This window comes from Sphingomonas sanguinis (assembly GCF_019297835.1).
Taxonomy (GTDB): Bacteria; Pseudomonadota; Alphaproteobacteria; order Sphingomonadales; family Sphingomonadaceae; genus Sphingomonas; species Sphingomonas sanguinis_D.
Genome location: NZ_CP079203.1, coordinates 717,414 through 742,763, shown reverse-complemented (window position 1 = coordinate 742,763; position 25,350 = coordinate 717,414). Strand labels below are relative to the sequence as shown.

At 64.8% G+C, this 25,350-nt stretch carries 17 protein-coding genes; 11 read left to right on the top strand and 6 right to left on the bottom strand.

Going from position 1 to position 25,350, the window contains the following annotated elements; all coding sequences use genetic code 11:
• The first annotated feature begins 133 nt into the window (after positions 1–133).
• Together KV697_RS03180 and KV697_RS03175 are read left to right on the top strand one after the other, a co-directional pair.
• Positions 134–3,148: a TonB-dependent receptor gene (locus tag KV697_RS03180; protein ID WP_219020078.1), complete on the top strand. Its 3,015-nt coding sequence runs from the start codon at positions 134–136 to the stop codon at positions 3,146–3,148.
• 68 nt (positions 3,149–3,216) lie between these two features.
• Positions 3,217–4,764 (top strand): tryptophan halogenase family protein, encoded by a 1,548-nt coding sequence (locus KV697_RS03175; protein ID WP_219020077.1) that lies wholly within the window; start codon positions 3,217–3,219, stop codon positions 4,762–4,764.
• A 106-nt stretch (positions 4,765–4,870) separates the two neighbouring features.
• On the opposite strand, the gene KV697_RS03170 is transcribed toward KV697_RS03175, so the two are convergent.
• The 4 genes from KV697_RS03170 to KV697_RS03155 all read right to left on the bottom strand — a co-directional run bounded on the left by KV697_RS03170 (position 4,871) and on the right by KV697_RS03155 (position 11,210).
• The gene (locus KV697_RS03170; protein WP_219020076.1) at positions 4,871–6,421 is read right to left on the bottom strand and encodes a glycoside hydrolase family 43 protein; all 1,551 of its coding nucleotides are present in this window, start codon (positions 6,419–6,421) and stop codon (positions 4,871–4,873) included.
• On the bottom strand, positions 6,418–8,085 hold the full coding sequence (locus tag KV697_RS03165; protein ID WP_219020075.1) for a glycoside hydrolase family 43 protein: 1,668 nt from the start codon (positions 8,083–8,085) through the stop codon (positions 6,418–6,420). Before KV697_RS03165 ends, KV697_RS03170 begins: the two co-directional genes overlap by 4 nt.
• Positions 8,082–9,218: an endo-1,4-beta-xylanase gene (locus tag KV697_RS03160; RefSeq protein WP_219020074.1), complete on the bottom strand. Its 1,137-nt coding sequence runs from the start codon at positions 9,216–9,218 to the stop codon at positions 8,082–8,084. The genes KV697_RS03165 and KV697_RS03160 overlap by 4 nt, the downstream gene beginning before the upstream one ends.
• An 81-nt stretch (positions 9,219–9,299) precedes the next feature.
• On the bottom strand, positions 9,300–11,210 hold the full coding sequence (locus KV697_RS03155; RefSeq protein ID WP_219020073.1) for an NPCBM/NEW2 domain-containing protein: 1,911 nt from the start codon (positions 11,208–11,210) through the stop codon (positions 9,300–9,302).
• A 158-nt stretch (positions 11,211–11,368) separates the two neighbouring features.
• Between KV697_RS03155 and KV697_RS03150 the strand changes: the two genes are divergently transcribed.
• A complete protein-coding gene (locus tag KV697_RS03150) occupies positions 11,369–14,038 on the top strand; it encodes a glycoside hydrolase family 3 C-terminal domain-containing protein (protein ID WP_374011384.1) in 2,670 nt (889 codons plus the stop codon).
• A gap of 135 nt (positions 14,039–14,173) precedes the next feature.
• Here the strand turns inward: KV697_RS03150 and KV697_RS03145 are convergent, their stop codons facing one another.
• A complete protein-coding gene (locus KV697_RS03145; protein WP_219020072.1) occupies positions 14,174–15,244 on the bottom strand; it encodes an alpha/beta hydrolase in 1,071 nt (356 codons plus the stop codon).
• Between the two features lie 348 nt (positions 15,245–15,592).
• On the opposite strand from KV697_RS03145, the gene KV697_RS03140 reads away from it, so the two are divergent.
• The 3 genes from KV697_RS03140 to xylA are packed head-to-tail and all read left to right on the top strand — an operon-like array spanning position 15,593 to position 19,517.
• Complete coding sequence (locus KV697_RS03140; protein ID WP_219020071.1) at positions 15,593–16,735, top strand: glycoside hydrolase family 43 protein; 1,143 nt, start codon at positions 15,593–15,595, stop codon at positions 16,733–16,735.
• 9 nt (positions 16,736–16,744) lie between these two features.
• Positions 16,745–18,193, top strand: a complete 1,449-nt coding sequence (gene xylB, locus KV697_RS03135) for a xylulokinase (RefSeq protein WP_219020070.1) — start codon at positions 16,745–16,747, stop codon at positions 18,191–18,193.
• A 1-nt stretch (position 18,194) separates the two neighbouring features.
• Positions 18,195–19,517, top strand: a complete 1,323-nt coding sequence (gene xylA / locus KV697_RS03130; RefSeq protein ID WP_219020069.1) for a xylose isomerase — start codon at positions 18,195–18,197, stop codon at positions 19,515–19,517.
• Positions 19,518–19,743: 226 nt separating this feature from the next.
• Here xylA and KV697_RS03125 read toward each other — a convergent pair whose 3' ends face one another.
• Entirely contained in the window at positions 19,744–20,934 is a 1,191-nt protein-coding gene (locus KV697_RS03125) for an amino acid aminotransferase (RefSeq protein ID WP_219020068.1), read from the bottom strand.
• Between the two features lie 484 nt (positions 20,935–21,418).
• Here KV697_RS03125 and KV697_RS03120 point away from each other — a divergent pair, with 484 nt between their 5' ends.
• From KV697_RS03120 to KV697_RS03100, 5 genes are all read left to right on the top strand, one after another.
• Positions 21,419–22,138 (top strand): Crp/Fnr family transcriptional regulator, encoded by a 720-nt coding sequence (locus KV697_RS03120; protein ID WP_257575578.1) that lies wholly within the window; start codon positions 21,419–21,421, stop codon positions 22,136–22,138.
• A 107-nt stretch (positions 22,139–22,245) separates the two neighbouring features.
• Positions 22,246–22,836: an SRPBCC family protein gene (locus tag KV697_RS03115; protein WP_219020067.1), complete on the top strand. Its 591-nt coding sequence runs from the start codon at positions 22,246–22,248 to the stop codon at positions 22,834–22,836.
• Complete coding sequence (locus tag KV697_RS03110; RefSeq protein ID WP_219020066.1) at positions 22,833–24,008, top strand: zinc-dependent alcohol dehydrogenase; 1,176 nt, start codon at positions 22,833–22,835, stop codon at positions 24,006–24,008. Before KV697_RS03115 ends, KV697_RS03110 begins: the two co-directional genes overlap by 4 nt.
• Before the next feature lie 11 nt (positions 24,009–24,019).
• Entirely contained in the window at positions 24,020–24,802 is a 783-nt protein-coding gene (locus KV697_RS03105; RefSeq protein WP_219020065.1) for an SDR family NAD(P)-dependent oxidoreductase, read from the top strand.
• Positions 24,803–24,826: 24 nt separating this feature from the next.
• Positions 24,827–25,345 (top strand): YciE/YciF ferroxidase family protein, encoded by a 519-nt coding sequence (locus KV697_RS03100; RefSeq protein WP_219020064.1) that lies wholly within the window; start codon positions 24,827–24,829, stop codon positions 25,343–25,345.
• The last annotated feature ends 5 nt before the right edge of the window (positions 25,346–25,350 follow it).

Below are 25,350 nucleotides of genomic sequence, written 5' to 3'. Positions count from 1 at the left end.
TAGCCGGTCCTATCCGCTCTGACAAATGGCTTGTGATGCATCTATTATAACGCTAACATCGAGTCATCAAATGGGTGGTACGGCGCAAGAACGTCGATCGCGCATGAATATGATAAACGTAGGAGAGGGGAAGATGGTGGCTCGCACTGCTTTTGTGGCTGCATTCGTTTCGCGCCGGACCTTGATGGCGGGCGTCTCGCCGCTCATGGCCCTCGCCATGGTGTCGCCGGGAACGGCCTTCGCCCAGACCAGCGGCGCGGTCCGCCCGGATGTGCCGGTCCAGGCCAACGCCACCACCGCCCAACAGGCCGGAACCCCGCAGGATCAGTCCACCGCCCCCAGCGAAGCCGATAACAGCCCGTCGCCCACGGGCGATGCGACCACCGCCGACATCATCGTCACCGGCCTGCGTAGCTCCTTGCAGCGTAACCTCGACATCAAGCGGACCGCGACCGGCGTGGTTGACGCGATCTCGGCCGAAGACATTGGCAAATTTCCGGATTCCAACGTTGCGGCCTCGCTCCAGCGTCTGCCCGGCGTTTCGATCCAGCGGTCCGGTGCCCGTGGCGAGCCGACCGGTATCACCGTTCGCGGCTTTGGCGGCGACTTCAACACCACGCTGTATGACGGCCGCCGCATCTCGACCGCGACCGGCGGTCGCCAGATCGACTTCAGCACCGTCGGCTCGGATTTTATCGGCGGCATCAGCGTTCTGAAGACGCCGGACGTGTCGCTGGCGTCCAGCTCGATCGGCGCTACCGTCGACATCCAGTTTCCCAAGCCGTTCGACCACCCCGGCTTCCGCGCCGCTGTCAGCGCTTCCGGGTCGCTTCAGGACCGCGCGGGCCATGTCGTGCCGACGCTCGGCGCGCTGGTCAGCGACACCTTTGCCGACGATACGCTCGGCATCCTGTCAAGCTTCATCTATACTCGCCGTGATACCGATACCAACCGCGTCTTCGTGTCGGGTTGGCCGGGCGGCAACTTCGCGCCTTGCCAGCTGACCGGCAGCACGGCCGCGACCTGCAACCCGACCACCAGCGCCACCGCCGCCGCCAGCGATCGCCGCACCCTGACAGGCTGGTTCCCGCAGCAATATGGCGCCGAACAGCAGCGGACCCAGGACGAGCGCGTCGATGGTCGCGTCGCCCTGCAATGGCACCCCAGCAACGACCTGATGGTCACGCTGGACAACAATTTTTCGCGCCAGACCATCTCGACGGACGTTTACGGCTTCGGCGTGTGGTTCAGTCAGGATGCGCTGCGCAACGTCAAGCAGGACGCAAACGGCACGGCGGTCAGCTTTACCCAGGCTGGTTCTCCGACCGACTTCACCGCAGCGATGAACAAGCAGATCCTTCAGACCAACCAGACGGGTCTGAACGTCAAGTGGGACGTCAGCGATAAGCTGACCGTCGAGGCGGACGGCGCCTATGCCAAGAGCTGGCTGAACCCCGGTAACACTATCGGCAGCAGCAACGGCGACATCGGCTATGGTGGTGCACTGGGCACCAATCTAGGCTTCAACATCACCGCCGACAGTAACAAGGCGTTCCCGTCGATCAGCAATTTCGGCCCCGCCGGTAACGGTGGCCGTTGGGCCGATCCGACGGTGATCGGGTCGCACGTCACCGTCCTGCAAACCCAGAAGAATACCGACGAGCTGAAACAATTCCGTGGCGTCGTGACGTGGAAGGCCGCCGACGACATCACGCTGAAGGCAGGTGGTCAGTACACCGACGACACCTTCAACCTGCTGAACCGCAGCACCTTCACCAACAATTTCTGGCAGGCTTATGCCGGCTATGGTACACCGTCGGGCCAGGGGTCGGGCGTCTCGCCGCTGCCGTCGAGCCTGTATCAGGGGTCGATCAGCCTCAACAACTTCATCCCTGGCTTTGGCGGCACGCTACCACCGTCGGTCCTGGTCTATAGCCCGCAGGCCTATCAGAACTATCTGACCAGCTTGGGCAACCCGCAGGCGCAGAACGTCCTTGGCTTCAACTATAATGGTGGCGTGAACGGCTTCACCGGCCAGTTCACCGAAGCGGTCGATCCGGGCAGCATCCTGTCGGTCAACGAAAAGACCCTGTCGCTGTTCTTCAGCGGCAAGATGGAAGGTCAGATCGGCAGCATGCCGCTGCACGCCGCCTTTGGCGTGCGGACCGAGAACACCCGCCTCCGCTCGATCGGTCAGGGTCGTGCGCCCACGGCCATCACGCGCAGTGCCGCCGATCCGACGCTGCTATCGATCGCTTTCACCGACGTTCAGCCGATTTCGAACCGCAGCAGCTATACCTATGTTCTGCCTTCGGTCGATCTGCGACTGGAAGTGACCGATAATCTGCAGCTGCGCTTCGATGCGTCGCGCACGCTGACCCGTCCGGCCCTCAACCTGCTGAACCCCGTCGTCGGCATCGGCAACGGCCAGCGTGTCGGCGCCTTGTCGGGCAGCGGTGGCAATCCGAACCTGAAGCCGTATCTCGCCAGCAATTTCGACGTTGCGGCGGAATGGTATTATCAGCGCAATTCGTACATCGCGGTCGACCTGTTCCTGAAGAACGTCAGCAACTTCATCGTCGGCGGCGTAACCAACCAGACGGTGGGCGGCGTGATCGACCCGACGACGGGCAACCCTGCGGTCTTCGCCATTACGGCGCAGGTCAACGGTCCCGACGCAACGGTCCGTGGTGTCGAAATCGCGTGGCAGCAGGTGTTCGGCGACAGCGGCTTCGGCTTCCAGGCCAACGGCACCTTCGTCAACACCAACAAGCCCTATGACCCGAAGATCGTCGGGCAGAGCGGCTTTGCGGTGACCGGTCTGGCGAATTCCGCGAATTTCGTCGGCTTCTATGACAAGAACGGCTTCCAGTTCCGGACCGCGCTGAACTGGCGTGACGAATATCTGGCGGGCTTTGGCCAGAACCAGAATACCGGGTCGTACGGTGCCGAGCCGACCTTCGTGAACCAGAGCTTTCAGGTCGACCTGACCAGCAGCTATGACGTCACGAAGAACTTTTCGATCTTCGGTGAAGCGCTCAATATCAACAAGAACAAGCAGAGCACGCATGGCCGGTTCAAGAACCAGCTGCTCGACGTGTTCGATTATGGCCGTCGCTTCACGCTCGGCGCGCGCTATCGCTTCTGATGATGGCCGGTGGCGGGGATGGCGGGCTTCGGCTTGACATCCCCGCCGCTTCTCGGACCTACTGACCCATGGTTCAGCCCGTTCACAATATCGTGATTGTCGGCGGCGGTACGGCCGGTTGGCTGACCGCCGGTGTCATCGCCGCCCGGCATCAGGGGCGGCGGCCGCATGGCTTTACCGTCACCTTGGTCGAGTCCCCCAACGTGCCCATCATCGGGGTAGGCGAGGGGACCTGGCCGACGCTGCGCACCACGCTGCGCAAGATGGGTGTGTCGGAGACGGCGTTCTTCCGCGAATGCGATGCTTCTTTCAAACAGGGCGCGCGGTTCAATCGCTGGACCACGGGCGCGGCGGACGATGGATATTACCATCCGCTGATGCTGCCGCAGAGCTTTGCGCAGGTGAACCTGGCACCGCACTGGCTGACGGCGGAGGAGGAGGAGGTCAGTTTCTGCGACGCAGTGACGCCGCAGGGCCGGATATGCGACGCGGGGCTGGCACCCAAGACAATCGCGACGCCAGAATATGAAGCGATCGCCAATTACGCCTATCACCTTGATGCGGGCAAGTTCGCCGACTTCCTGCGCCGCCATTGCTGCGAGCAGCTGGGCGTGCGGCATGTGCTGGCCGATGTCGAAGAGGTGCTGCTGACCGAGAGCGGCGACATACGTGCGGTGCGGACGGCGCAGGCTGGCGAAGTGACCGGCGATTTGTTCGTCGACTGCACCGGCTTTCGCTCGCTGCTGCTCGGCGAGGCGATGGGGGTGCCGTTCAAGCCGCTGAATGACGTGCTGTTCTGCGACACGGCGCTCGCCATCCAGGTGCCCTATGACGACCCCGAGGCGCCGATCGCGTCGCATACCATTTCCACGGCGCAGTCCTCGGGCTGGATCTGGGATATCGGCCTGCCGACGCGGCGCGGGGTGGGGCATGTCTTTTCGAGCAGCCATATCGATCGTGACGAGGCCGAGCGCGAGCTGCGGGCCTATCTGGGCGAGGCGGGGCGTGACCTGCCGGTGCGCGAACTGAAGATCCGCGCGGGGCATCGCGCCCGCTTCTGGAAGCGCAACTGTGTCGGCGTCGGGCTGGCGGCGGGGTTCCTGGAGCCGCTGGAGGCGTCGGCCATCGTGCTGATCGAGCTTTCGGCCAAGCTGATCGCCGAGCAGATGCCCGCCTGTCGCGAAGTGATGGACACCGTCGCCAAGCGGTTCAACGACACGACGCTCTACCGCTGGGGCCGGATCGTCGATTTCCTGAAGCTGCATTATTCGCTGACACAGCGGACCGACAGCGACTTCTGGCGGGACAATTGCCGCACCGACACGATGCCGGATCGCTTGCAGGAACTGATGGAACTGTGGCGCTATCAGGCGCCGTGGATGCATGACGAGTTCGACCGGGTAGAGGAGGTCTTCCCTTCGGCCAGCTACCAATATGTCCTGTACGGCATGGGCCAGCGCACCGACATCGCGCCGGGCAGCCTGATCGCCGAAACGGTCGCCGCCGAGCGTGCGCGACGGGAGAATGATGTGCAGACCGGGCGGTTGCTGGCGGGGTTGCCCAAGCACCGCGATTTGATCCGTAAGATCGTGGAGCGGGGCTTGCCAACGATCTGAGGGGAAGGGCGTAGCCTTCGACTTCGCTCAGGCTGAACGGATGGTGGGATATGTGGCCTTCGACCCCTCGCTCCGTTCAGCCTGAGCGAAGTCGAAGGCCACGGGACTACCTTCCCGACAACGTGAAGCTGTCCACGTCCATCCATCCGCCCTTGGCACCGGGATTGTAGCAGAACAGCGCATATTGCTGCCCCTGAAACGTCCCCGTCCGCCAGTCGAAGGCGAGTGGAAATTCCCCGCCCAGCGCCTGCCAGTCCCGTCCGTCCACACTATAGGCGATGCTGGCTCGGTCGGTCTTGAAGTCCATGTCCGTGCGCAAGAACAGCCGCTTCGCCGACACGCGCCTGGCATCGACCCGCATATCGGTCTTCTGCGTCGTGCCCTTGTCGGCCGCGACGTCCTCGATCACCCGCATGGTCAGGGTCAGCCGCCCGTCGCTGCCCCGGCCGACCGCGATATGACCGCTGAACTTGCCGAAGGTCCCGAAGCCGCACTGGTCACCGCTGCGGATGTGCGTCGTATCGATCGCTACCGTGCCCCGGCTGAACGGCCCTTGCCCCTTTTGCAGCAGCGTGTTGCGGGCGCTCCACAAGGCCGGAGCCTGACCCGCGCGCAGGCGCATCCAGCCCGGCCGCTCGGTCAGCGACCAGCCGCTGGCGACGGGATTATGGTTCCATTGCCATTGCAGACCCAGCGTGCGCGCGGAAAAATCGTCCGAGGCGGGGAGGACGCCGACCGGCTGACCTTGGATCGGCTTGGTCGCGGTGGCGGGTACCCGGCCGGGGGCTTGCGGCGTACCCCAGACCGGCCAGCCGTCCTTCCAGAAGACCGGGCTGATATTGGTCATCCGGCCGACCGCGCCCGCATCGACCATGACGAAGCCATAGTCGGTGCCGTCGGGCAGATCGACGATCGCACCCTGATGGCCGCCGGTCTTGTCGTCGATCTGGTCGTGCGTCTCCCACGGCCCGAACAGGCTCTTTGCGCGCGACACCGTCATGCCCAGCCGCCGGGGGATGGCGTTGAACATGTAATAATAGTCGCCGCGCTTGACGAGCTTCGACCCCTCCGCGCCCTTGTTGTAATAGACGACGCGCTTGTCGGTCACGGTGCGCAGGTCGCGGTCCAGGCTGAGCAGCGTGTTGGTGCCGTCCGACCCGACCGAGGTCATGATATAGGCGCTGCCGTCGGTGTCAAAGAACAGGCCCGGGTCGAACGCGGCCTCGCTGATCCGGTTCATGTCCCACGGACCGCGAATGTCCTTGGAGCGATAGATGCGCGTCTTCTCGCCCACCGGCGTCACCGCGATATAGAAGACGCCGTCGCGGTAGCGCAGGCTGGGCGCGAAAATGCCCTTCCGATACGCGCCGCCGTCCTTCAGATCATATTGCGGCAGCCCCTCCAGCCGGTCGATGACATGGCCGACGAACCGCCAGTTCACCAGATCGCGCGAGGTCATGATGGTCAGGCCGGGCACGTTCGCGAAGGTCGTGGTGATGAAGTAGAAATCCTGGCCGACCCGGATGATGTCAGGATCGGGATAATCGGCGTAAAGCGGCGGATTGGCATAGGTGCCGTCACCACGATCAGACTGCCAGACCTGCGCTCCGGCCAAGGCGGGCAGCGCCGCGAGTAGCGCGAGGGGAAGCCACCTCATCGCGGCGTATACACATAGGGGCCGACTACCGTGCCGACGAACCCGCCCGCGCGCGCGGTGCTGAGGAAACGGGCGTCGAGATCGCTCTTCAACGTCACGCGTTTGCCACCACTCTCATAGTCGAAACCCATCGTCCCGCCCTTGGAATGAAGGGTCAGGGTCACCGGCCCCTTGGGCGTGAAGGGGGCGGAGGCGATCAGCGTCTCCGCCGCCGTCTCGTCGCGGGTATTCTTGCCCTCCCGCTTGTAGAGCGCGATGCGCGGCTGGCCGTCGATCCGGGCCAGGCCGAAGAACAAATAGGCATAGTCGTTCTGCATCGCGACCAGCCCGGCGCGGGCGCCGTCCTTGGTCGGGGTGAAGCGCAGCGTGGTCGAGACATCCGCGATCGCATGTTGCTGACGCCGCCCGACAAAGCCCGGCACGCCCTGCCGGTCACCCAGCGCATCGCCGCCCTTCATCGTCAGCGCGCCGTTCGCGACCGAATAGAATGGCGTCTTGGGCGTCCGCACCCCGATCCATTGCATCGCCAGCCGGTTGCCGTCGAACTCGTCGGTATAGCCGAAATCGCCGCTCGTCGGCAGCTTGGGGGCGGGCGAGGCGGGCAGGTTCGGGACTTTATGGGTCCAGGGCACGGTCTTGCCGTGTTCGAGAATGACCGGCCAGCCATCCTTCCACGTCACGGGGAGCAGGAAGGTCTCGCGCCCGATATTGTAGAAATCATCGGCATAGGGCCGCGTCGCCAGGAAGGTTGCCCACCAGTCGCCATTCTGCGTCTGGACCAGCTCGGCATGGCCCGCCGCGCTGATCGGGTGCGGGCGTTTCGGATCGAGATCGCGCTGGGTCAGGATCGGGTTGTTCGCGAACGGAACATAGGGGCCGCGAAGCTCCTTCGAGCGCAATACGACCTGCGAATGGTTGACGCTGGTGCCGCCTTCGGCGGCGGTCAGATAATACCAGCCGTCCTTCTTGAAGATATGCGGCCCCTCGATCCAGACGGGCTTCTTCGACAGGTCGACGCCGCCATTGACCAGCTGCGTGCTCTCACCGACCATCTTGCCCGCGCGCCAGTCATATTCCTGGATCCAGATGGCGCGGTGGCCGTCATAGCGCGGCGTCTCATCGGGGGCACGGTTGTTGACGATATAGGCGCGGTCGCCCTCCCAGTAGATGGACGGGTCGATCCCCTCGAAGGGCAGCCAGATCGGGTCGGACCAGGGCCCGGCCGGGTTCTTGGCGATAATGACGAAATTGCCCCGGCACTGGACGCAGGTGTTGACGATATAGAAGGTGCCGTCGTGATAGCTGATGTCGGGTGCGAATACCGCCTCCGACACCGAGCGTCCGGTGAAGTCCAACTGGCCCGGCCGGTCGATCGCATTGCCGATCTGGGTCCAGTGGACGAGGTCGGTCGAATGGAAGATCGGCAGTCCGGGGAAGTGCGCGAAGGACGAATTGACGAGATAATAATCCTTGCCCACGCGCGTCACCGACGGGTCGGGATAATAGCCCGATATGATCGGGTTCAAATACTCGCCCGCCTTGGGCTTCACCTGCTCGATCGAGCGCCCCTGATAGGTGAAGCGGTCGAAGGTCGCGGTCTGGGCCGACGCCGTGCCCGCCATGAGCAGCGACAGCGCCAAGGCGGCGAGGGGCAGGCGGGTCATGCGATGGACTTTCGGACGGGGGCGGCACGCAGCGCGTCGGCGATGGCGGCGCGCATCGGCTTGGGTTTCAGCGCATCGTCATAGGGCAGGGGCCGCTGCGGCAGGCCGTCGGCGCGGGGGGCGAAGCCGTTGAGCCAGCTATGCTTGTCCCACAGGCCCCAGCACAGCAGCTGGTCGAGCTGCGGATAGGACAGCATCATGTCGAGATAGCTCTTGGCGACCGAGGCGACCTGGGCATCGCGCTGGGTGATATCCTTCGCCATCTCGCGGTCGTTGATGTCGAATTCGGTGATGAGCAGGCGATAGCCCATCGCCGTGACGCTATCGAGGAAGCGCTTCCACTCGGCGCGCTGGACCTTCGAATGGCTGCCGTCATTGCCCAGATGGCTCTGGATGCCGAGCGCGTCGACGGGGACATTCTCCTTGCGGAACCGCTCCAGCAGACGGAGCACGCCCGCGCGGTGCGTCTCGTTGCCGACTTCCCAGGACATATAGTCGTTATAGACGCGCTGGGCATGGGGCGCGTGTTCGCGTGCGGCTTCATAGGCAATCTTGAAAACGTCGAAGCCCAGCGCCTTGTCGAACACCGTGCCCCGGACCTCGCCGGTCTTGGGGTCGATCGTTTCGTTGACCACGTCCCAGCTGTAAATCTGGTCGCCGAAATGCCCGGCAACTGCGGCGATATAGCTGCGCAGCCACTTCTCCGCGCCGGTCTTCGTCACCGTCTCGGCCAGCGCGGGCGATATGTATTTCTCGTAATTCCACAGCAGCGTGTGACCACGCAGCTTCATGCGGTTGTCGCGGGCGAAGCCGGCGATCCGGTCGGCGGGACCGAAGTTCAGATGCGCAGGGTCGTTGCCCAGCACATAGACCTTCATCTCGTTCTCAGGGACGAGCACGGCGCATTCGCGCGCGACGATCGCGCCGTAACCCGGATCGTTGATCGGCGAGCCTCGGCCCGCATTGATCGCGGTCCCGAACAATACGCCCTTCTGTGCCGCCAGATTGCGCAGCGATGCGTTGTCCTCCGCTGCCCAGAGCGCTTTAGGGAGCGCTCCCATCGTCAGACCGCCCGCGATCCCGACCAGTTGCTGACGACGGGTCAGCAACGGCCCTTGTCCTTTGGGTTTCATCACCCTCTCCTCATGCTTTGGCGGAACATTTGCATGGCTGCCGTCAAACGGCAAGGCCATGAAACTCCACCCGAATAGCCGTCAGCCGGTCAGCCGCGCGTCCGCCCAGACGACGGGCAGCGCCGCGTCGGGAGCGCTATCGGCGCGGGCGACCAGTTCGATCAGCTTGCGACCGCGTACATCCGCCTCGACCGCGACGGGGGCTTCGTTCAGCGCCACCGCGCGCGAGCGGGTGAGCAGCTTGCCGTCGCCGTAAACCTCGAACACCACGCGTCGTCCGCGCGCGGTGGCGGAGTCGTCGATGCCGACCATGGCGTTGAAGCGCGCCTGGCCGCGATTGCGCACCTCCAGCCGCGAATTGGCAAGCACGCCGATGCCGGTGTCATAGACCTTGCCGCTCAGCCGCAACGGTCGCCCGAACGGGGTGCGATCGGCCTGCGCGCCACCCCATCCGGCATATTGCGGGAAGTCGCCCGGCCCCTTGCTGCCGCCCCAGGGGCTGAGTTCGTGATGGATGGTCGGATCGCCCTCCGGCGTGGCGATGCCGTCCTCGGCCGGGTTCACGTCGCTGGGGGCCTCGGACAGATAATGGCCATCCGCCAGACGGTGCGTGCCGGTCACGCGATAGATCAGTGTCTGGTGCGGCGCGAGGGTCAGCTTGGTTTCGCCAGAGAAGCGGCTCGTCGCGCCCGTCCACAGGTCGGTCATGGCGACATCGCCGCGCAGCTTCAGGTGATCGGCGGTCAGGACCGGCTGCACCGGGGCGGCGGTGCGGTTGAGGATCGCCACCGCCTTGTCGCCGTTCGCGAGGCTCTTCACGAAAATCTGAACGTCGTTCGACAGATAGGCGGGGACCGCCTGGTTCGCGCCCGCATCCTGATTGAGCGCGATGATCGCGCGGTTGCCCAGCAGCGCCAATTGCTCCGCATTGGCCTTGCGCAGGTCGAAGCCGATCAGCAGCGGCGCGTTCATCATCGCCCACATCGCGAAGTGCGATCGCGCTTCGGTCATGTGGTTGGCGTCGAATTCGCCCGAGCCGATGAACAGCATGTCCGGGTCGTTCCACGTATGCGGATGGGCATAGAGCGCGCGGGTTGCGCTGGTATCGAGGTTGGTCAGCATCCGCGACCAGTGGGCGGTGATGTCGTCGCTGGTCCGCGAGACATTGCCGACCTGCTTGCCCCAGCTGCGCACATCCGCCGAACCCCATAGGCAGAGCGAGAAGAGATAGTTGCCGTCCGGATTTTCGCGCTTCAAGGCGGTGGCGACATGATCGTAGAGCGCCCGCACCGCCGGGATGTTCGTGCGCGCGAGAGAGTTCATGTCGATCAGCGGGGTCAGCTCGCGATAATCGCCCTTGCGGACATGGTCGCTCTCCTTGCCCAGCCCGCGAATGCCGCAGCCATCGACCTTGATATAATCGAAACCCCATTCGCGGAAATAAAGGCCGATATCCTGATCGATATGGCCGTACAGCCCGACCTCGCGTTCGGCGACCGTGCCCTCAGGCTGGTTGGCGAAATTGGGGGTGTAGACCTGGCCGCAGCTATTGCGTCCGATGTCCGAATAGATGCCCGCCTTGAAACCCATGGCATGAAGCCGATCGGTCAGCGGGCGGAAGCTGGTCTGTTGGTTGGGCCCGGCGGCGGCGGAGGGAAATTTGTCGGCGCGGATGACCATCCGACCATCGGGCTGGCGACGGCGCAGCCACCAGCCGTCATCGATGTTGATATAGCGATAGCCCGCCTCACGCAGGCCCTTGTCGACGATCAACTGCGCCGAGGCCATGACCTTTTCCTCGTCGACATCGCTGTTGAACGCGTTCCAGCTGTTCCACCCCATCGGGGGGAGTGCGGCTTGCCCGTCCTGATTGGCGCTCCACCGGCCGGTCGGAGCCAGCGGGTCGACCTTGTCTGCGGCCAAGGCGGGACTGGAGGCCATCCAGGCAATGGCGATAGCGCTCGCGAAAACCCTGGCGATGATGGGCCGCATGATGATCCTCCCCGGGATGGTGTTTGGGTGATCTTGTCGGACTAAAGTGGCGCTGTCCACCGCCGGGCCGTGGAATATCGCTGCAAAATCGAATGCTGGACGGTGGCGGATTTCGTGATACCGTTACCAAAAATATGGTTTCAGGGGAGTGGTTTGGCATGAAGGCATGGCGTGCGACGATCCTGTCGGCTCTGGCGATGTCGACCTCCGGCATGGTGCTGGCGCAGCAGCAGCAGCAGCAGCAGGCGGCCGGCCCCGAACAGGCCGAGGCGCTGGCGTCGCGGCTGGTCGGCCGGATGACGACCGATGAAAAGCTCGGCCAGTTGCTCAACACCGCACCCGCGATTCCCCGGTTGGAGGTGCCTGCCTATAACTGGTGGACGGAGTCGCTCCACGGCGCGCTGGGGCCTGTGCCGACGACGAATTTCCCCGAGCCGGTGGGGCTGGCCGCGACCTTCGACGACGCGCTGGTCGGCCGCGCGGCGGAGGCGATCAGCGCGGAGGTACGCGGACTCCATGCGCTCGCGCGGACAACCGGGCTGATGGGACGGATCGGCACGGGGCTGGACACCTGGTCGCCCAACATCAACATCTTCCGCGATCCACGCTGGGGGCGGGGGCAGGAGACGTACGGCGAAGATCCGTTCCTGACCGCCAAGATGGGCGTCGCCTTCGTTCGCGGGATGCAGGGCACCGATCCGAGCCGGATCGACGTGGTCGCCACGCCCAAACATTATGCGGTGCATAGCGGCCCGGAATCGACCCGGCACGAAGCCAATGTCTATGTTTCGCACCATGATCTGGCCGATACCTATCTGCCCGCCTTTCGCGCCGCGATCGTCGAGGGCGGGGCGGGTTCGATCATGTGCGCCTATAACCGAATCGACGGCCAGCCCGCCTGCGCCAGCGACCTGCTGCTGAAGGATACTCTGCGCGGGCGCTGGGGTTTTCGCGGTTATGTCGTGTCCGATTGCGACGCGGTGAAGGACATCGCCGCCAACCATCACTATGCCCCCGATGCGGCGAGCGCGGTGGCGGCGGCGATGCGGGCGGGCGTCGACAACGAGTGCAACAATGCGACGCTGACCGACACGGACGGGCTGACCAACCCATATCGCGAGGCGCTGTCGCGCGGGCTGATCTCGGTCGCCGACATCGACCGTTCGCTAACCCGATTGTTCGCCGCCCGCTATCGCACCGGCGACCTGCCGGGCCTGCGTCCGCTGTCGACCCAGACCAGTTCGCCCAGCGACATCGATACGCCCGCCCATCGCGCGCTGGCGCTGGAGGTCGCGGAGAAGAGCCTCGTCCTCCTCAAGAACAAGGGCATCCTGCCCCTCAAAGCCCATGCAAGGATCGCGGTGATCGGCCCGCTGGGCGACGCGACGCGGGTGCTGCGCGGAAATTACTCGTCCTCGCTTTCGGGGCCGCAGATCTCGGTGGTCGAGGGGCTTCGTCAGGCCATGCCAGGGGCGCAGGTGCGCTACGTACCCTTCGCCGAGACCTATACAGACGGCGATCCGATCCCGACGACCGCGCTCCAGACCGAGAGCGGCCAGCCGGGACTGACGGCACGCTACTATAATATCGTGGGGCGCATTCCCGACCGCTTCGCCCCCGGTGCCCTGAACGAATGGCTCAAGACCGCCAAATTCGAGGATCGTCCCGTCGTCACCCGCGTCGAGGCCAATGCCGCGTCGCGCAGCCTGGACCTGTCCTCGGTCCGCGACGTGCACCGGGCGGTGTGGACCGGCAACCTCGTCCCGCCGGAGACGGGGCGCTACCGGCTGGGCATCGCGGGCTTCAACGGCGCGATGCGTTTTGACGGGCAGCCCTTCGTCGATCTGACCAAGGCGTCGTGGAACAGCCTGCCGACGATGAAGACCGTTACGCTGGAAAAGGGGCGCCGTTACCCGATCACCGTGACGACCGAGGCGCGCATCCTGACCGGGATCAACCTGGTCTGGAAGCGCGTGTCCGACGAGCCAGCGGCTGAGCTTCGCGCGGTGGCCAGGGTAAGCGACGCGCTGGTCGCGGTCGTCGGCCTGACCTCCGATCTGGAGGCAGAGGAGGCGCCGATCTCGGTCCCCGGCTTCAAGGGCGGCGACAAGACGACGCTCGACCTGCCCGCCGACCAGCAGGCGCTGCTCGAACAGGCCAAGGCGACCGGCCGTCCGCTGATCGTCGTGTTGATGAACGGCAGCCCGGTGAACCTCGCCTGGGCCAAGGCCAATGCCGATGCCATCGTCGAGGCCTGGTATCCAGGGCAGGCAGGCGGGCTGGCGGTCGGCAACGTTCTGTCGGGCAAGACCAACCCGGCGGGGCGACTGCCGCTGACCTTTTACCGCTCGGTCGAGGATCTGCCGCCATTCGGCGACTATGCGATGAAAGGGCGGACCTATCGCTACTTCACCGGCACGCCGGTCTACCCGTTCGGCTATGGGCTGAGCTATACTACCTTTGCCTATGCGCCACTGTCGGTGAAGCCCGGTGCGGATGGAAGCATGACCGTCACGACCGAGGTGCGCAATACCGGCCGCCGCGAGGGTGACGAGGTGGCACAACTTTACCTGAACTTCCCCAAGGTGGAGGGCGCGCCGCGTGTCGCGCTGCGCGGGTTCCAGCGGATGCATCTGGCTCCCGGTGAGCGGCGCAGCCTGACCTTTACGCTCAGCCCGCGTGACCTGAGTGCGGTCGATGCCGATGGCCAGCGGCTGGTGATGAAGGGCGACTATCGCGCGTCGGTCGGCTCGGGCCAGCCCGATACCGGCGAGCCGGTGCGCAGTGCGCCGTTCAGGATCGATACGGCCATGCCCATAGCCGATTGAGCGGTAATCTTTTCCTCCCCTGGAAGGGGAGGGGGACCATGCGAAGCATGGTGGAGGGGTGTCCCACTCTCGATAGGGTAACACCCCTCCGTCAGGGCTGCGCCCTGCCACCTCCCTTACAGGGGAGGAATGAGTTTACTTCGTTACCAGCGCCCGCCCGAAAAACGGGAGCACCCGCTCCTGAAAGCGCACCCCGATCCGGTTCACATGGTCACCGTCGTAAATCTCGAACTGGTGCGCGATGCCATAACTGTCGAGCGCCTCGTGCAGTTTCTGCGCATCCGCCTTCAGTCCGTCCTGCGACCCGACATCCAGCCCGATCGCGCGGTAGCTGCGCAAGGGCGTGACATATTGGTCGACGAAGGCCAGCGGCGTGTTGGCCAGCCACTTGGCGACGATATCGTCCCGCACCTTGCCGTCCTTGATCGGCAGGTCGAGATAGAGCGGCGGGTTCTTCGGATTGGGTGACCAGGCGGCGGAGGCGGCAAGCATCGCGCGCTGTCCCCAAATGAGCTTGGCGGACTCGCTGGGCGAGGCGAGGCCGGTCAGCAGTTTCTCGTCCGTGCCCTCGGGCCGGGCCATCGCACGCGGCGACAGGCAGCACGGGCTCATCATGTAGATCGCCCCATACATATCGGCATGCTTCATGCCGATGCGGGCGGTGCCATAGCCGCCCATCGAATGACCGGCGAGGCCGCGCGCCTCCCGGCGGGGGATGGTGCGATAGCGCGCGTCGATCGCGGCGATCAGATCGTGGCTGATGAACCGCTCGAAATCGCCGACCGTCTGCGACGAGGAATACATGGACCCGTTGTGCATCGTCTTGCTGTCGGGAAAGACCAGGATCATTGGCGGAACGCCGCGCGCGAAAGCCCCCTCGACGGAGGCGGGGACGTGGATTTCCTTCGTCCACTGGTCCGCGCCGATCGAATAGCCGTGCAGTGCATAGACCACCGGATAGCGGCGCGTGCGGTTCTTGGCATAGTCGGGGGGCAGGACCACGATGACGTCGCGGTCGGCGCTGTTCCCCTCCAGATTGCCTTCGATCGCGGCGGAATGGACCTTGATCCGTTCGACTGTGACCGGCTTGGCGCCCGGCACGACGGTCGGGGACTGGGTGGCCATCTGGGCGGGCGCCGCCGTGATCGGCAGCAGCACGACTCCGGCGGCGAGCAGCCAGCGGGCGGGCGAAAAGCGAAGGGCCATGCGGGTCATCCTCTGTCCTGGAAATGCGCCGACATAGGGGTGTCGGTCTTTGAAGGGGGGCGACCCGCGAGGGAGGGGCAGGGCCGGATATCGGTACCAACAATTTGGGGTTTATATTGTCAAGCGCCGGGATTGGAGCGGGATTCCCATGGCCTTCGACTTCGCTCAGGCTGAACGGGGTAAGGGAATATGCCCAGGCCACCAAACTCCGTTCAGCCTGAGCGAAGTCGAAGGCCATGCCCCCACCTGTCCCATCGCAAAACGCCGAACCGGCCTTGCATCCCGCGTCCTGATAGCGCTATCGTACTTTCAAAGCTCCAAAGATGGAGCGCTTGGAGAGGAAAAGCGATGAAGCGCTTGATGATGGCCAGCCTCGTGCTGGGGCTCGGCACGGCGGCCTGCGGGACGGCGCAAAAGGCCGACAATGCCGTGGGCGAAAACACGACGGCAACGGCGTCGAACGATGCCAATCCGACCTCGCCCGATGGTCGTCATTACCTGTCGCAGCCGCTGGTGCGCGAGATCTTCACCGCCGATCCGTCCGCGCATGTTTGGAGCGACGGCAAGCTCTATATCTACCCCAGCCACGACGTGCCGACCGACACGCCGAACGACGATCTGGGCAATCAATATGCGATGCGCGACTATCGCGTGCTGCGCATGGACGAGCCGGGCGGCAAGGTCACGGTCGGCCCCGTCGCGCTTGACGTGAAGGACGTGCCCTGGGCCTCGCAGCAGATGTGGGCACCCGACGCCGCCTATAAGGACGGCACCTATTATCTCTATTTCCCGGCGCGCGATAAGACCAAGGATCGCAACGGCCTGGGCGCGTTCCGCATCGGCGTCGCGACCTCGAAGAACCCGATGGGTCCGTTCAAGGCCGAGCCGGATGCGATCCCCGGCAGCTTCTCGATGGACCCCGCCGTGTTCCAGGATGCGGACGGCACGGCGTATATGTATTTCGGCGGTATCTGGGGCGGTCAGCTTCAGCGCTGGAAGGACGGCAAGTACGATCCGAACGGCAGCGATACCGACCTGAAGCAGGACGACCAGCCCGCCATCTCGGGCAAGATCGCTAAGATGAACCCCGACATGAAGACCTTCGCGGAGACGCCGCGCGACGTCGTGATCCTCGATGAAAAGGGCAAGCCGGTGCTGGGCGGCGACCACGACAAGCGCTTCTTCGAGGCGTCCTGGGTCTTCAAGCGCGACGGAAAATATTATTACACCTATTCGACCGGCGATACGCATTTCCTGAACTATGCGATCGGCACCAGCCCCTATGGCCCGTTCACCTATAAGGGCCACATCCTGAAGCCGGTGCAGGGCTGGACCACCCATCACTCGATCGTCGAGTGGAAGGGCAAGTGGTGGCTTTTCTACGCCGACACGCAATTGTCGGATAAGAACCACCTGCGTAACGTCAAGATGACCGAGTTGAAGTTCAACCCGGACGGGACGATCCCGACCATCGACCCGTTCGTGAAGTAAGGGCGCGGGATGTTCCTTGGCATCGATATCGGCACGTCGGGCGTAAAGGCCGTCGTGCTGGACGAACATGGCGCTGTGGTGGGGCAGGGGACGGCGGCGCTGACCGTGCAGCGTCCGCACCCGCTCTGGTCCGAACAGGACCCGGAGGCCTGGTGGCAGGCGACGACCTCAGCCGTCCGCGCGATCGATCCGGCGGTCCGCCGGGCGGTGCGCGGCATCGGCCTGGCCGGGCAGATGCACGGCGCGACCCTGCTGGGCGCGGACGATCAGGTGCTGCGCCCCGGCATCCTGTGGAATGACGGGCGCAGCCATGCCGAATGTGCGGAGCTGGAGGCCAAGGCCCCCGATCTGCACCGGATCGCGGGCAACCTCGCCATGCCGGGCTTTACCGCGCCCAAGCTGCTATGGGTGCAGCATCACGAGCCGGAAACCTTCGCGAAGATCCGCACCGTGCTGCTGCCCAAGGATTATGTCCGGCTGCGCATGACCGGCGAGAAGGCGTCGGACGTGTCGGATGCGGCGGGTACGCTCTGGCTGGATGTCGAACGCCGCGAATGGAGCGACGATATCCTCGCCGCGACCGGCCTGACCCGCGATCAGATGCCGCAGGCGGTCGAGGGCACGGCACAGACCGGCAAGCTGCGCGCCGATGTGGCCGAGGCCTGGGGCATCGACCAGGTGCCGGTCGCGGGCGGTGGTGGTGACAATGCCGCCGGGGCTGCTGGCGTGGGCGTGGTCAAGGACGGTGACGCCCTGCTGTCGCTGGGCACGTCGGGCGTGATATTCGCCGCGACCAGGGAATTCCGGCCCAATCCGGCGGGTGCCGTCCATGCCTTCTGCCACTGTCTGCCCGATGTCTGGCACCAGATGTCGGTGCATCTGTCGGCGGCCGCCTGCATCGACTGGGTCGCACGGCTGACCGGCACGCCGGGTGCCGCCGAGCTGTTCGCCCGCGCGGAAAGCGTCGGTCCGGCGAGCGGCCCCGAAATCTTCCTGCCCTATCTGTCCGGCGAGCGGACGCCGCATAACGATGCCGAGGTGCGCGGCGCGTTCCTGGGCCTCGACCACGACACCACGCCGGAACGTCTGGCACAGGCGGTGCTGGAGGGCGTGGCCTTTGCTTTGGCCGACGGTCTCTCGGTACTCCGCGATGCCGGCACCGAACTGTCGCAGCTGTCGGTCATCGGCGGCGGCGCACGCTCTTCCTATTGGGGCCAGACGCTGGCCGCCGCGCTGAACGTCGAACTCGTCTATCTGAAGGGGGGCGAGGTCGGCCCGGCGCTGGGTGCCGCACGTCTCGCCCAGCTGGCGGTCGATGGCGGCTCGCCCGAAGAGGTCTGTGCGCCGCCGCCCGTGTCCCACACCATCGCTCCGGACGCTGCGCTCGCCGAGCGTTTCGCCCCCAAGATCGCGCGCTTCCGCGACAGCTATTCCCGCATCACTCCGAGGAATTCGTAACATGGCTACCGACTTTTTCGCCGACATCCCGACGATCCGTTACGAGGGGCCGGACAGCGAGAATGAACTCGCCTACCGCTTCTACGACAAGAACCGCGTCGTGCTGGGCAAGACGATGGAGGAGCATCTCCGCTTCGCCGCCTGCTTCTGGCACACCTTCTGCTGGCCGGGTTCGGACGTGTTCGGCGGCGGCACCTTCAACCGCCCCTGGCATGCGGGCGCCAACGACAGCGCGGCTGCCGCGCAGAAGCGTGAGGTGGCATTCGACTTCTTCTCGAAGCTCGACGTGCCCTATTACTGCTTCCACGACGTCGACGTGATGGCCGATGCGCAGGGCGTCGCCGAGCATCGCCGTTACTTCGCCGAAGCCGTCGATCACCTCGAAAAGCTGCAGGCCTCGTCGGGCCGCAAGCTGCTCTGGGGCACCGCCAACCTGTTCAGCCACCCGCGCTTCGCCGCCGGTGGCGCGACCAACCCGGACCCCGAAGTCTATGCCTTCGGTGCGATGCAGGTCCGCGACGCGCTGGAAGCCACGCACCGTCTGGGCGGCGCCAACTATGTGCTGTGGGGCGGTCGCGAAGGTTACGAGACGCTGCTCAACACCAATATGAAGCGCGAACTGGACAATCTGGGCCGCTTCCTGAGCCTCGTCGTCGAACACAAGCACAAGATCGGCTTCACCGGCACCATTCTGATCGAGCCGAAACCGCACGAGCCGACCAAGCATCAGTATGACTTCGATACGGCCACCGTGTACGGCTTCCTCAAGGCTTACGGCCTGGAGAACGAAGTGAAGGTCAATATCGAGGCGAACCACGCCACGCTGGCGGGCCACACCTTCGAGCACGAGATCGCGACTGCCGGTGCGCTGGGCATCTTCGGGTCGATCGACGCCAATCGCGGCGACCACCAGAATGGCTGGGATACCGACCAGTTCCCGAACTCGGTCGAGGAACTGACGCTGGCCATGCTGGAGATCATCCGGGCGGGCGGCTTCACGACCGGCGGCTTCAACTTCGACGCCAAGGTGCGTCGCCAGTCGATGGATGCGGTCGACCTGTTCCACGGCCATGTCGGCGGCATCGACGTGGTGGCCAAGGGCCTGCTCAACGCCGCCGCGCTGATCGAGGACGGTCGTCTGGATGCCATCAAGTCCGAGCGTTACGCCGGTTGGGATGGTGATTTCGGTCAGCAGGTCGGTGGCCTCGACCTGGCCGGGATCGCGGACCTCGCGGTCGAGAAGGCGATCGATCCGAAGCCTCGTTCGGGCCGTCAGGAGCGGATCGAAAACCTCGTCAACCGTATCGTCCACTCGGGCAAGTAAGACGGGGCGGGCCGGGGGTTCTCGGCCCGTTTCCCTCATGGAAAGGGGCGCCTCCGGCCATTCGGAAGCGCCCCTTTCTTGTTGGTCGGGTGGCGTGGCCTTCGACTTCGCTCAGGCTGAACGGAGGTTTGGAGTAGGGGTCTTCCTCTACCGCTCCGTTCAGCCTGAGTGAAGTCGAAGGCCAAGGGCATCCCGCCGCCCCAAACGAACGGCGGGAGTGCCCGGATCACGCCACCCCGTTCGCCACCATATCCCGCAGCGCCTCATGGAAGGTCGCGACCGCCGCCATATTGAACCCGGCAATGTTGATCCGCCCCGACCCGGCCATATAGATCGCATGACGATCGCGCAGCCATTCCACCTGCGTCGGCGAGAGGGGCAGGGTCGCGAACATGCCCTTGCCATGCGCCACTGCCGCCAGATCGATCGCCCCGATACGCCCCCCGGCAGCCAGCGCCGCGCGCAGGCTTGCGAGCCGCTGGCGCATCGCCTCCAGCTCGTCGCGCCACTGCGCGGTCAGGGCTTCGTCTTCCAGGATGATGCGGACGATCGCCGCGCCATGATCCGGCGGCATCGACCAGTTGGCGCGCGCCAGCGAAAGCAGGTTGGAAAAGACGGTGATCCCGCTGTCCCGGTCCGGCGTGATGGCGACCAGCGCGCCGGTGCGCTCGCGATACAGCCCGAAATTCTTGTCGCAGGAATAGGCGAGCAGCGCCTCCGGCACCGCCGCCAGGATGGTGCGGGCTCCCTCGGCATCCACGTCGAAGCCGTCGCCCAGCCCCTGATAGGCGAGGTCGACGACCGGCAGAAGGCCGCGCTCGGCGACAAGCGACGCAATGGCGTTCCAGCCCGCGGCATCGGGATCGATCCCGATCGGGTTGTGGCAACATCCGTGCAACAGCACCGCATCGCCTGCCCCCGCTCCGTCCAGACCATTCAGGAAACCGTCCAAATCGAAGGTCTGGCGGTTCAGATCGTAACAGGGGATCATCGCCGGTTCGACCCCGGCCTGACGGAATAGCGGTGCGTGGTTGGCCCAGCTCGGGCTGCCGATCCAGATGCGCGCGACGCCCGCCCGCGCCAGCAGTTCGGCGGAGAGGCGTAACGCCCCGGTGCCGCCCGGCGTCTGGAGTCCGACAACCCGATCGGCGGCGACCGTATCACCCAGGACCAGCGAGGCCAGCGCACGGACGAAGCCGATATCGCCCTCCGGCCCGAGATAGGATTTGCTCTGCTGTTCGGCCAGCAGCCGCGCTTCGGCTGCCTTCACCGCCGTCATGACGGGTGTGCGCCCCTCTTCGTCGCGGAATACGCCGACGCCCAGGTCGATCTTGTTCCGGCGCGGATCGGCGGCATGTTGGCCGATGATCCGCAGCAAGGGGTCGTCGGGCTGGCGGGTGAGAGTGGCGAAACGCATGGCAAAGCCTCTTGAACAGAAAGGCGCGCACCATAGGGTCTGACGACCAAAAGGGAATGACGGATGGCCCATGTCGGCCCGACCGACGCAAGGTGCTCGGCTGGACGCCAAAAAGACTCTGAACGGCGATACAAATGGGTGGTGGCGTATCGCCTATTTCCCACGCCTTGCCCCGTTTTATCGCTTAACGCACGAAAAACGCCGGATATTGATATGCATTATGGAGCGGGGCGGACGGTTGTTCGTAGACCTCGTACGCGGAAAACGTAACGGCTCCTTTTAGCCGGTTCGGCGCCGTAGAACTCCATTTTGCTTACCCCGGTGACGTCCGTCGCGTCATCGCTCTCGCCGCGCGACCAATTCCGGCCGGTGGCAGGATGAGGAGAGTTGCGATGAATGTGTCCCGATTCCCATTGCGCCCCGTGCTTCAGGCCCGTCGCCCGGTGAGTGAACAGCCTCACCGTGTATCGGCGGAGGGCAAACCATGAGTATGCCACTGACCCGCAGCGTCCGGCCGATCGCCCCTGCGCTGCACCGCCTGTCTCGCCTCGCGACCCTCGACAATGCGTCGATCACTGCACTAGCCGACGCGGTCGCGCGACCCCAGCAGTTCCGGCCCCGGCGCGACCTGATGGTCGAGGGACGCGACATTACCAGCCCACATGTGATCCTGTCGGGCTGGGCCGCGCGGGTCCGCACCCTGTTGGATGGGCGTCGGCAGTTTCTGAATTTCCTGCTGCCGGGCGATATCGTCGGCCTCTATCACCACCGGCGTCCCGTTGCCCCCACCAGCATCATCACCCTGACCGAGGTGACGACCTGCGTGCCCCCCGAACTCGGCACGCTGCCCGCGCTCGACGAAGCCTATGCGATCGCTCATGCGATGGACGAGGCCTATTTGCTGGCGCAGATCGCGCGGCTGGGCCGGATGAACGCGATGGAGCGGATCGGCGACCTGATGCTGGAACTGCACGAGCGCCTGGAGTTGAGCGAACTGACCCATGGGCGCAGCTTCGACCTGCCGATCACGCAGGAAACGCTGGCCGATGCGCTGGGGCTGACGGCGGTGCATGTGAACCGCATGTTGCAGGCGGCGCGGCGGGCGGGCGACCTGATCTGGTCGTCGCGGTCGATGACGATTCCCGACCCTAAGGCGCTCGCCCGCAAGGTCGGCCGTGCGCAAATCAAGGTGACGGCAGGCTGACCAAACGGATCGGCTGATATGCATCAAGATATTGGAAAAACCTGATAAAATAAGGAACATCGCGCCTCACCCAACGCTGTCCGGGCAAGGAATGAGGAGAGAGGCTTATGCCGGACATCGCCGACAGACCCTATGACGACGCCCCCGTGTCGACGTCCAAGGACCAAGACGCCGCCGTCAGGATCGCGACCGCAGAGGGGGTCGAGGATCGCGGAAACAGCTTTGCCGGATGGGCGGTGACGATCAACCGCCCATCCGCCGAACTCTATGCCTGGTGGCGCGACTTTGCCAATCTCGCCAGCGTGATGGAGAATGTCGAGCGCGTCGATGTGCTCGACGACAAGCGCTCGCATTGGGTGGTCAAGGCGCCCGGTGGCACCACGGTCGAATGGGACGCGATCGTCACCGAAGAGCGGGAGGGCGAGCTGATCGCCTGGGCCTCGGCGGAAGGGGCGGACGTCGCCAATTCGGGTCGCGTCACCTTTCGCGACGCAGGGGCGCGTGGGACCGTCGTTACCGCAACCATCCTCTACGATCCGCCCGCAGGCGTCATCGGCAAGCTGGTCGCCAAGCTGTTCCAGCGCGAGCCCAATATCCAGGTTCGCCGCGACCTCGCGCGCTTCAAGCAGCTGATGGAGACCGGCGAGGTCGCGACCAACGCGATGAACCCCAAACAGCGTGAGGAGCAGGCCGCATGAAGGCGCTGACCTGGCATGGCAAGCATGACGTCCGCATCGACAATGTCGACGACCCGGAAATCGTCAATCCCCGCGACGCGATCATCAAGGTGACGGCGACCGCCATCTGCGGCTCCGACCTTCACCTCTATGACGGCTATATCCCGACGATGCAGTCGGGCGACATCCTGGGCCATGAGTTCATGGGCGAGGTGGTCGAGACGGGATCCGGCTCGACCTTGAAGAAGGGCCAGAAGGTCGTGGTGCCGTTCACCATCGCCTGCGGCTCCTGCTATCATTGCGGCAAGCATCAATATTCGGGCTGCGAGAACGGCAATCCTGCCGACAATCAGGATATCGCACGTGAGCTGTACGGGCATCCGATGGCCGCATTGTTCGGCTATAGCCATATGACCGGCGGCTATGCGGGCGGTCAGGCGGAATATGTCCGTGTGCCGTTCAGCGATACCGGCCCGATCGTCATCCCGGACGGGGTAGAAGACGAGAAGGTGCTGTTCCTCTCGGACATCCTGCCCACCGGCTGGATGGCGGCGGAGAATGCCGAGATCGAGTCGGGTGACACGGTTGCGGTCTGGGGCTGCGGTCCGGTCGGGCTGTTCGCGGTTCAGTCTGCTTTCCTGATGGGCGCCGAGCGGGTGATCGCCATCGACCACTTCCCGCACCGGCTGGAGCTGGCACGCAATTTCGGGGCGGAGACGATCAACTACGAGCAGACCGCGACCTATGACGCGCTGATGCAGATGACCGGCGGGATCGGTCCCGATGCGGTGATCGACTCGGTCGGGCTGGAGGCGCACGGCCTGTTCGTCGACAACGCCATCGACCAGATCAAGGCGTCGACCTTTCTAGGCACCGATCGCATCCACGCCATCCGACAGGCGATCATCGCCTGTCGCAAGGGCGGGCGGGTGTCGATGCCCGCCGTCTATGGCGGCTTCGTCGACAAGTTCCCGCTGGGCGCTGTGATGCAGAAGGGGCTGACGCTCAAGACCGGGCAGACCCATGTCCAGCATTACCTGCCCGGCCTGCTCGACGCGATCATGGAGGGCAAGATCGATACGACCTTCCTGATCTCGCACCGCCTGCCGCTGGAGCAGGCGCCCGAGGGATATCGCATGTTCCACGACAAGCAGAACGAAGTGACCAAGATCGTGCTGAAGCCCGGTCAATAAGGAGCCACGCCATGGCCAATAAATTCGCAATCGTGACGGGTGCCTCGACCGGCATCGGCTATCACCTGGCGGCCTGTGCGGCGCGCGAGGGATATGATCTGCTGATCGTCGCCGACGAACCGGCCATCCACACCGCCGCCAGCAAATTGTCGGCCGAGGGTGCGCAGGTCCAGCCGGTCGAGGCCGATCTGTCGACGCTGGAGGGCGTGGACCTGCTGCTTGCCGCCGCCGATGGCCGGACCATCGACGTGCTGTGCGCCAATGCGGGCAACAGCAAGGGCGGGGCGTTCCTCGACCAGTCGGTCAGGGACTGGCGGCGTTCGGTCGACACCAATGTCACCGGCACCGTCTATCTGCTCCAGCGCGTGCTGTCCGCCATGGTCCGACGCGGTGAGGGCAAGGTGCTGGTGACGGGATCGATCGTCGGCTTCATCCCCGGCCCGTTCAACGCCATCTACAACGCGACCAAGGCGTTCATCGACAATTTCACCGAGGCGCTGCGCAACGAGCTGAAGGACGAGAAGGGCGTGACCCTGACCACCCTGATGCCGGGGCCGACCGAAACCGAGTTCTTCGCCCGCGCCGACATGCTCGATACCAATGTCGGCCAGAGCAAGAAGGACGATCCTGCCGAGGTCGCCCAAAAAGGCTGGGACGCGATGAAGGCGGGCGAGGGACACATCACCACCGGCCTGAAGAACAAGCTACAAGTCGCGGGCTCGGGCGTCGTGCCCCAATCGGTGCTGGCCGAGGCGCATCGCAAGATCGCCGAGCCCGGCTCGGCCGACCGCTGAACCCACCTAATCAGGAGACGGATCATGGGACTGTTTTCCAAGGATATCGCGACGCTGAACGACCTGTTCGTCCATCAACTTCAGGACATCTACTACGCCGAGCATCAGATCACCAAGGCGTTGCCCAAGATGATCGACAAGGCCACCGACCCACAGCTCAAGGCCGGGTTCGAGCAGCACTTGCGCGAAACCGAAGGACAGATCCGGCGGCTGGAACAGGTGTTCGAGATGCACGGGGAAACGCCCAAGGCGGTCACCTGCCCGGCTATCGACGGCATTATCAAGGAGGCTAATGAGGTCGCCGGCGAAGTCGCGGACAAGCGGGTGCTCGACGCCGCGCTGATCGCGGCGGCGCAGGCAGTCGAGCATTATGAGATCGCGCGCTACGGCACGCTCGTCGCCTGGGCGCGGCAGCTGGGGCGCAGCGACTGCGCGGCGATCCTGGACGAGACGTTGGCCGAGGAAAAGGCGACCGACGAAAAGCTCACCGGCATGGCCGAGGGCGGGGCGAATGCGGCGGCGGAGGCCGCCCAGCCCGCTTGAGGTCG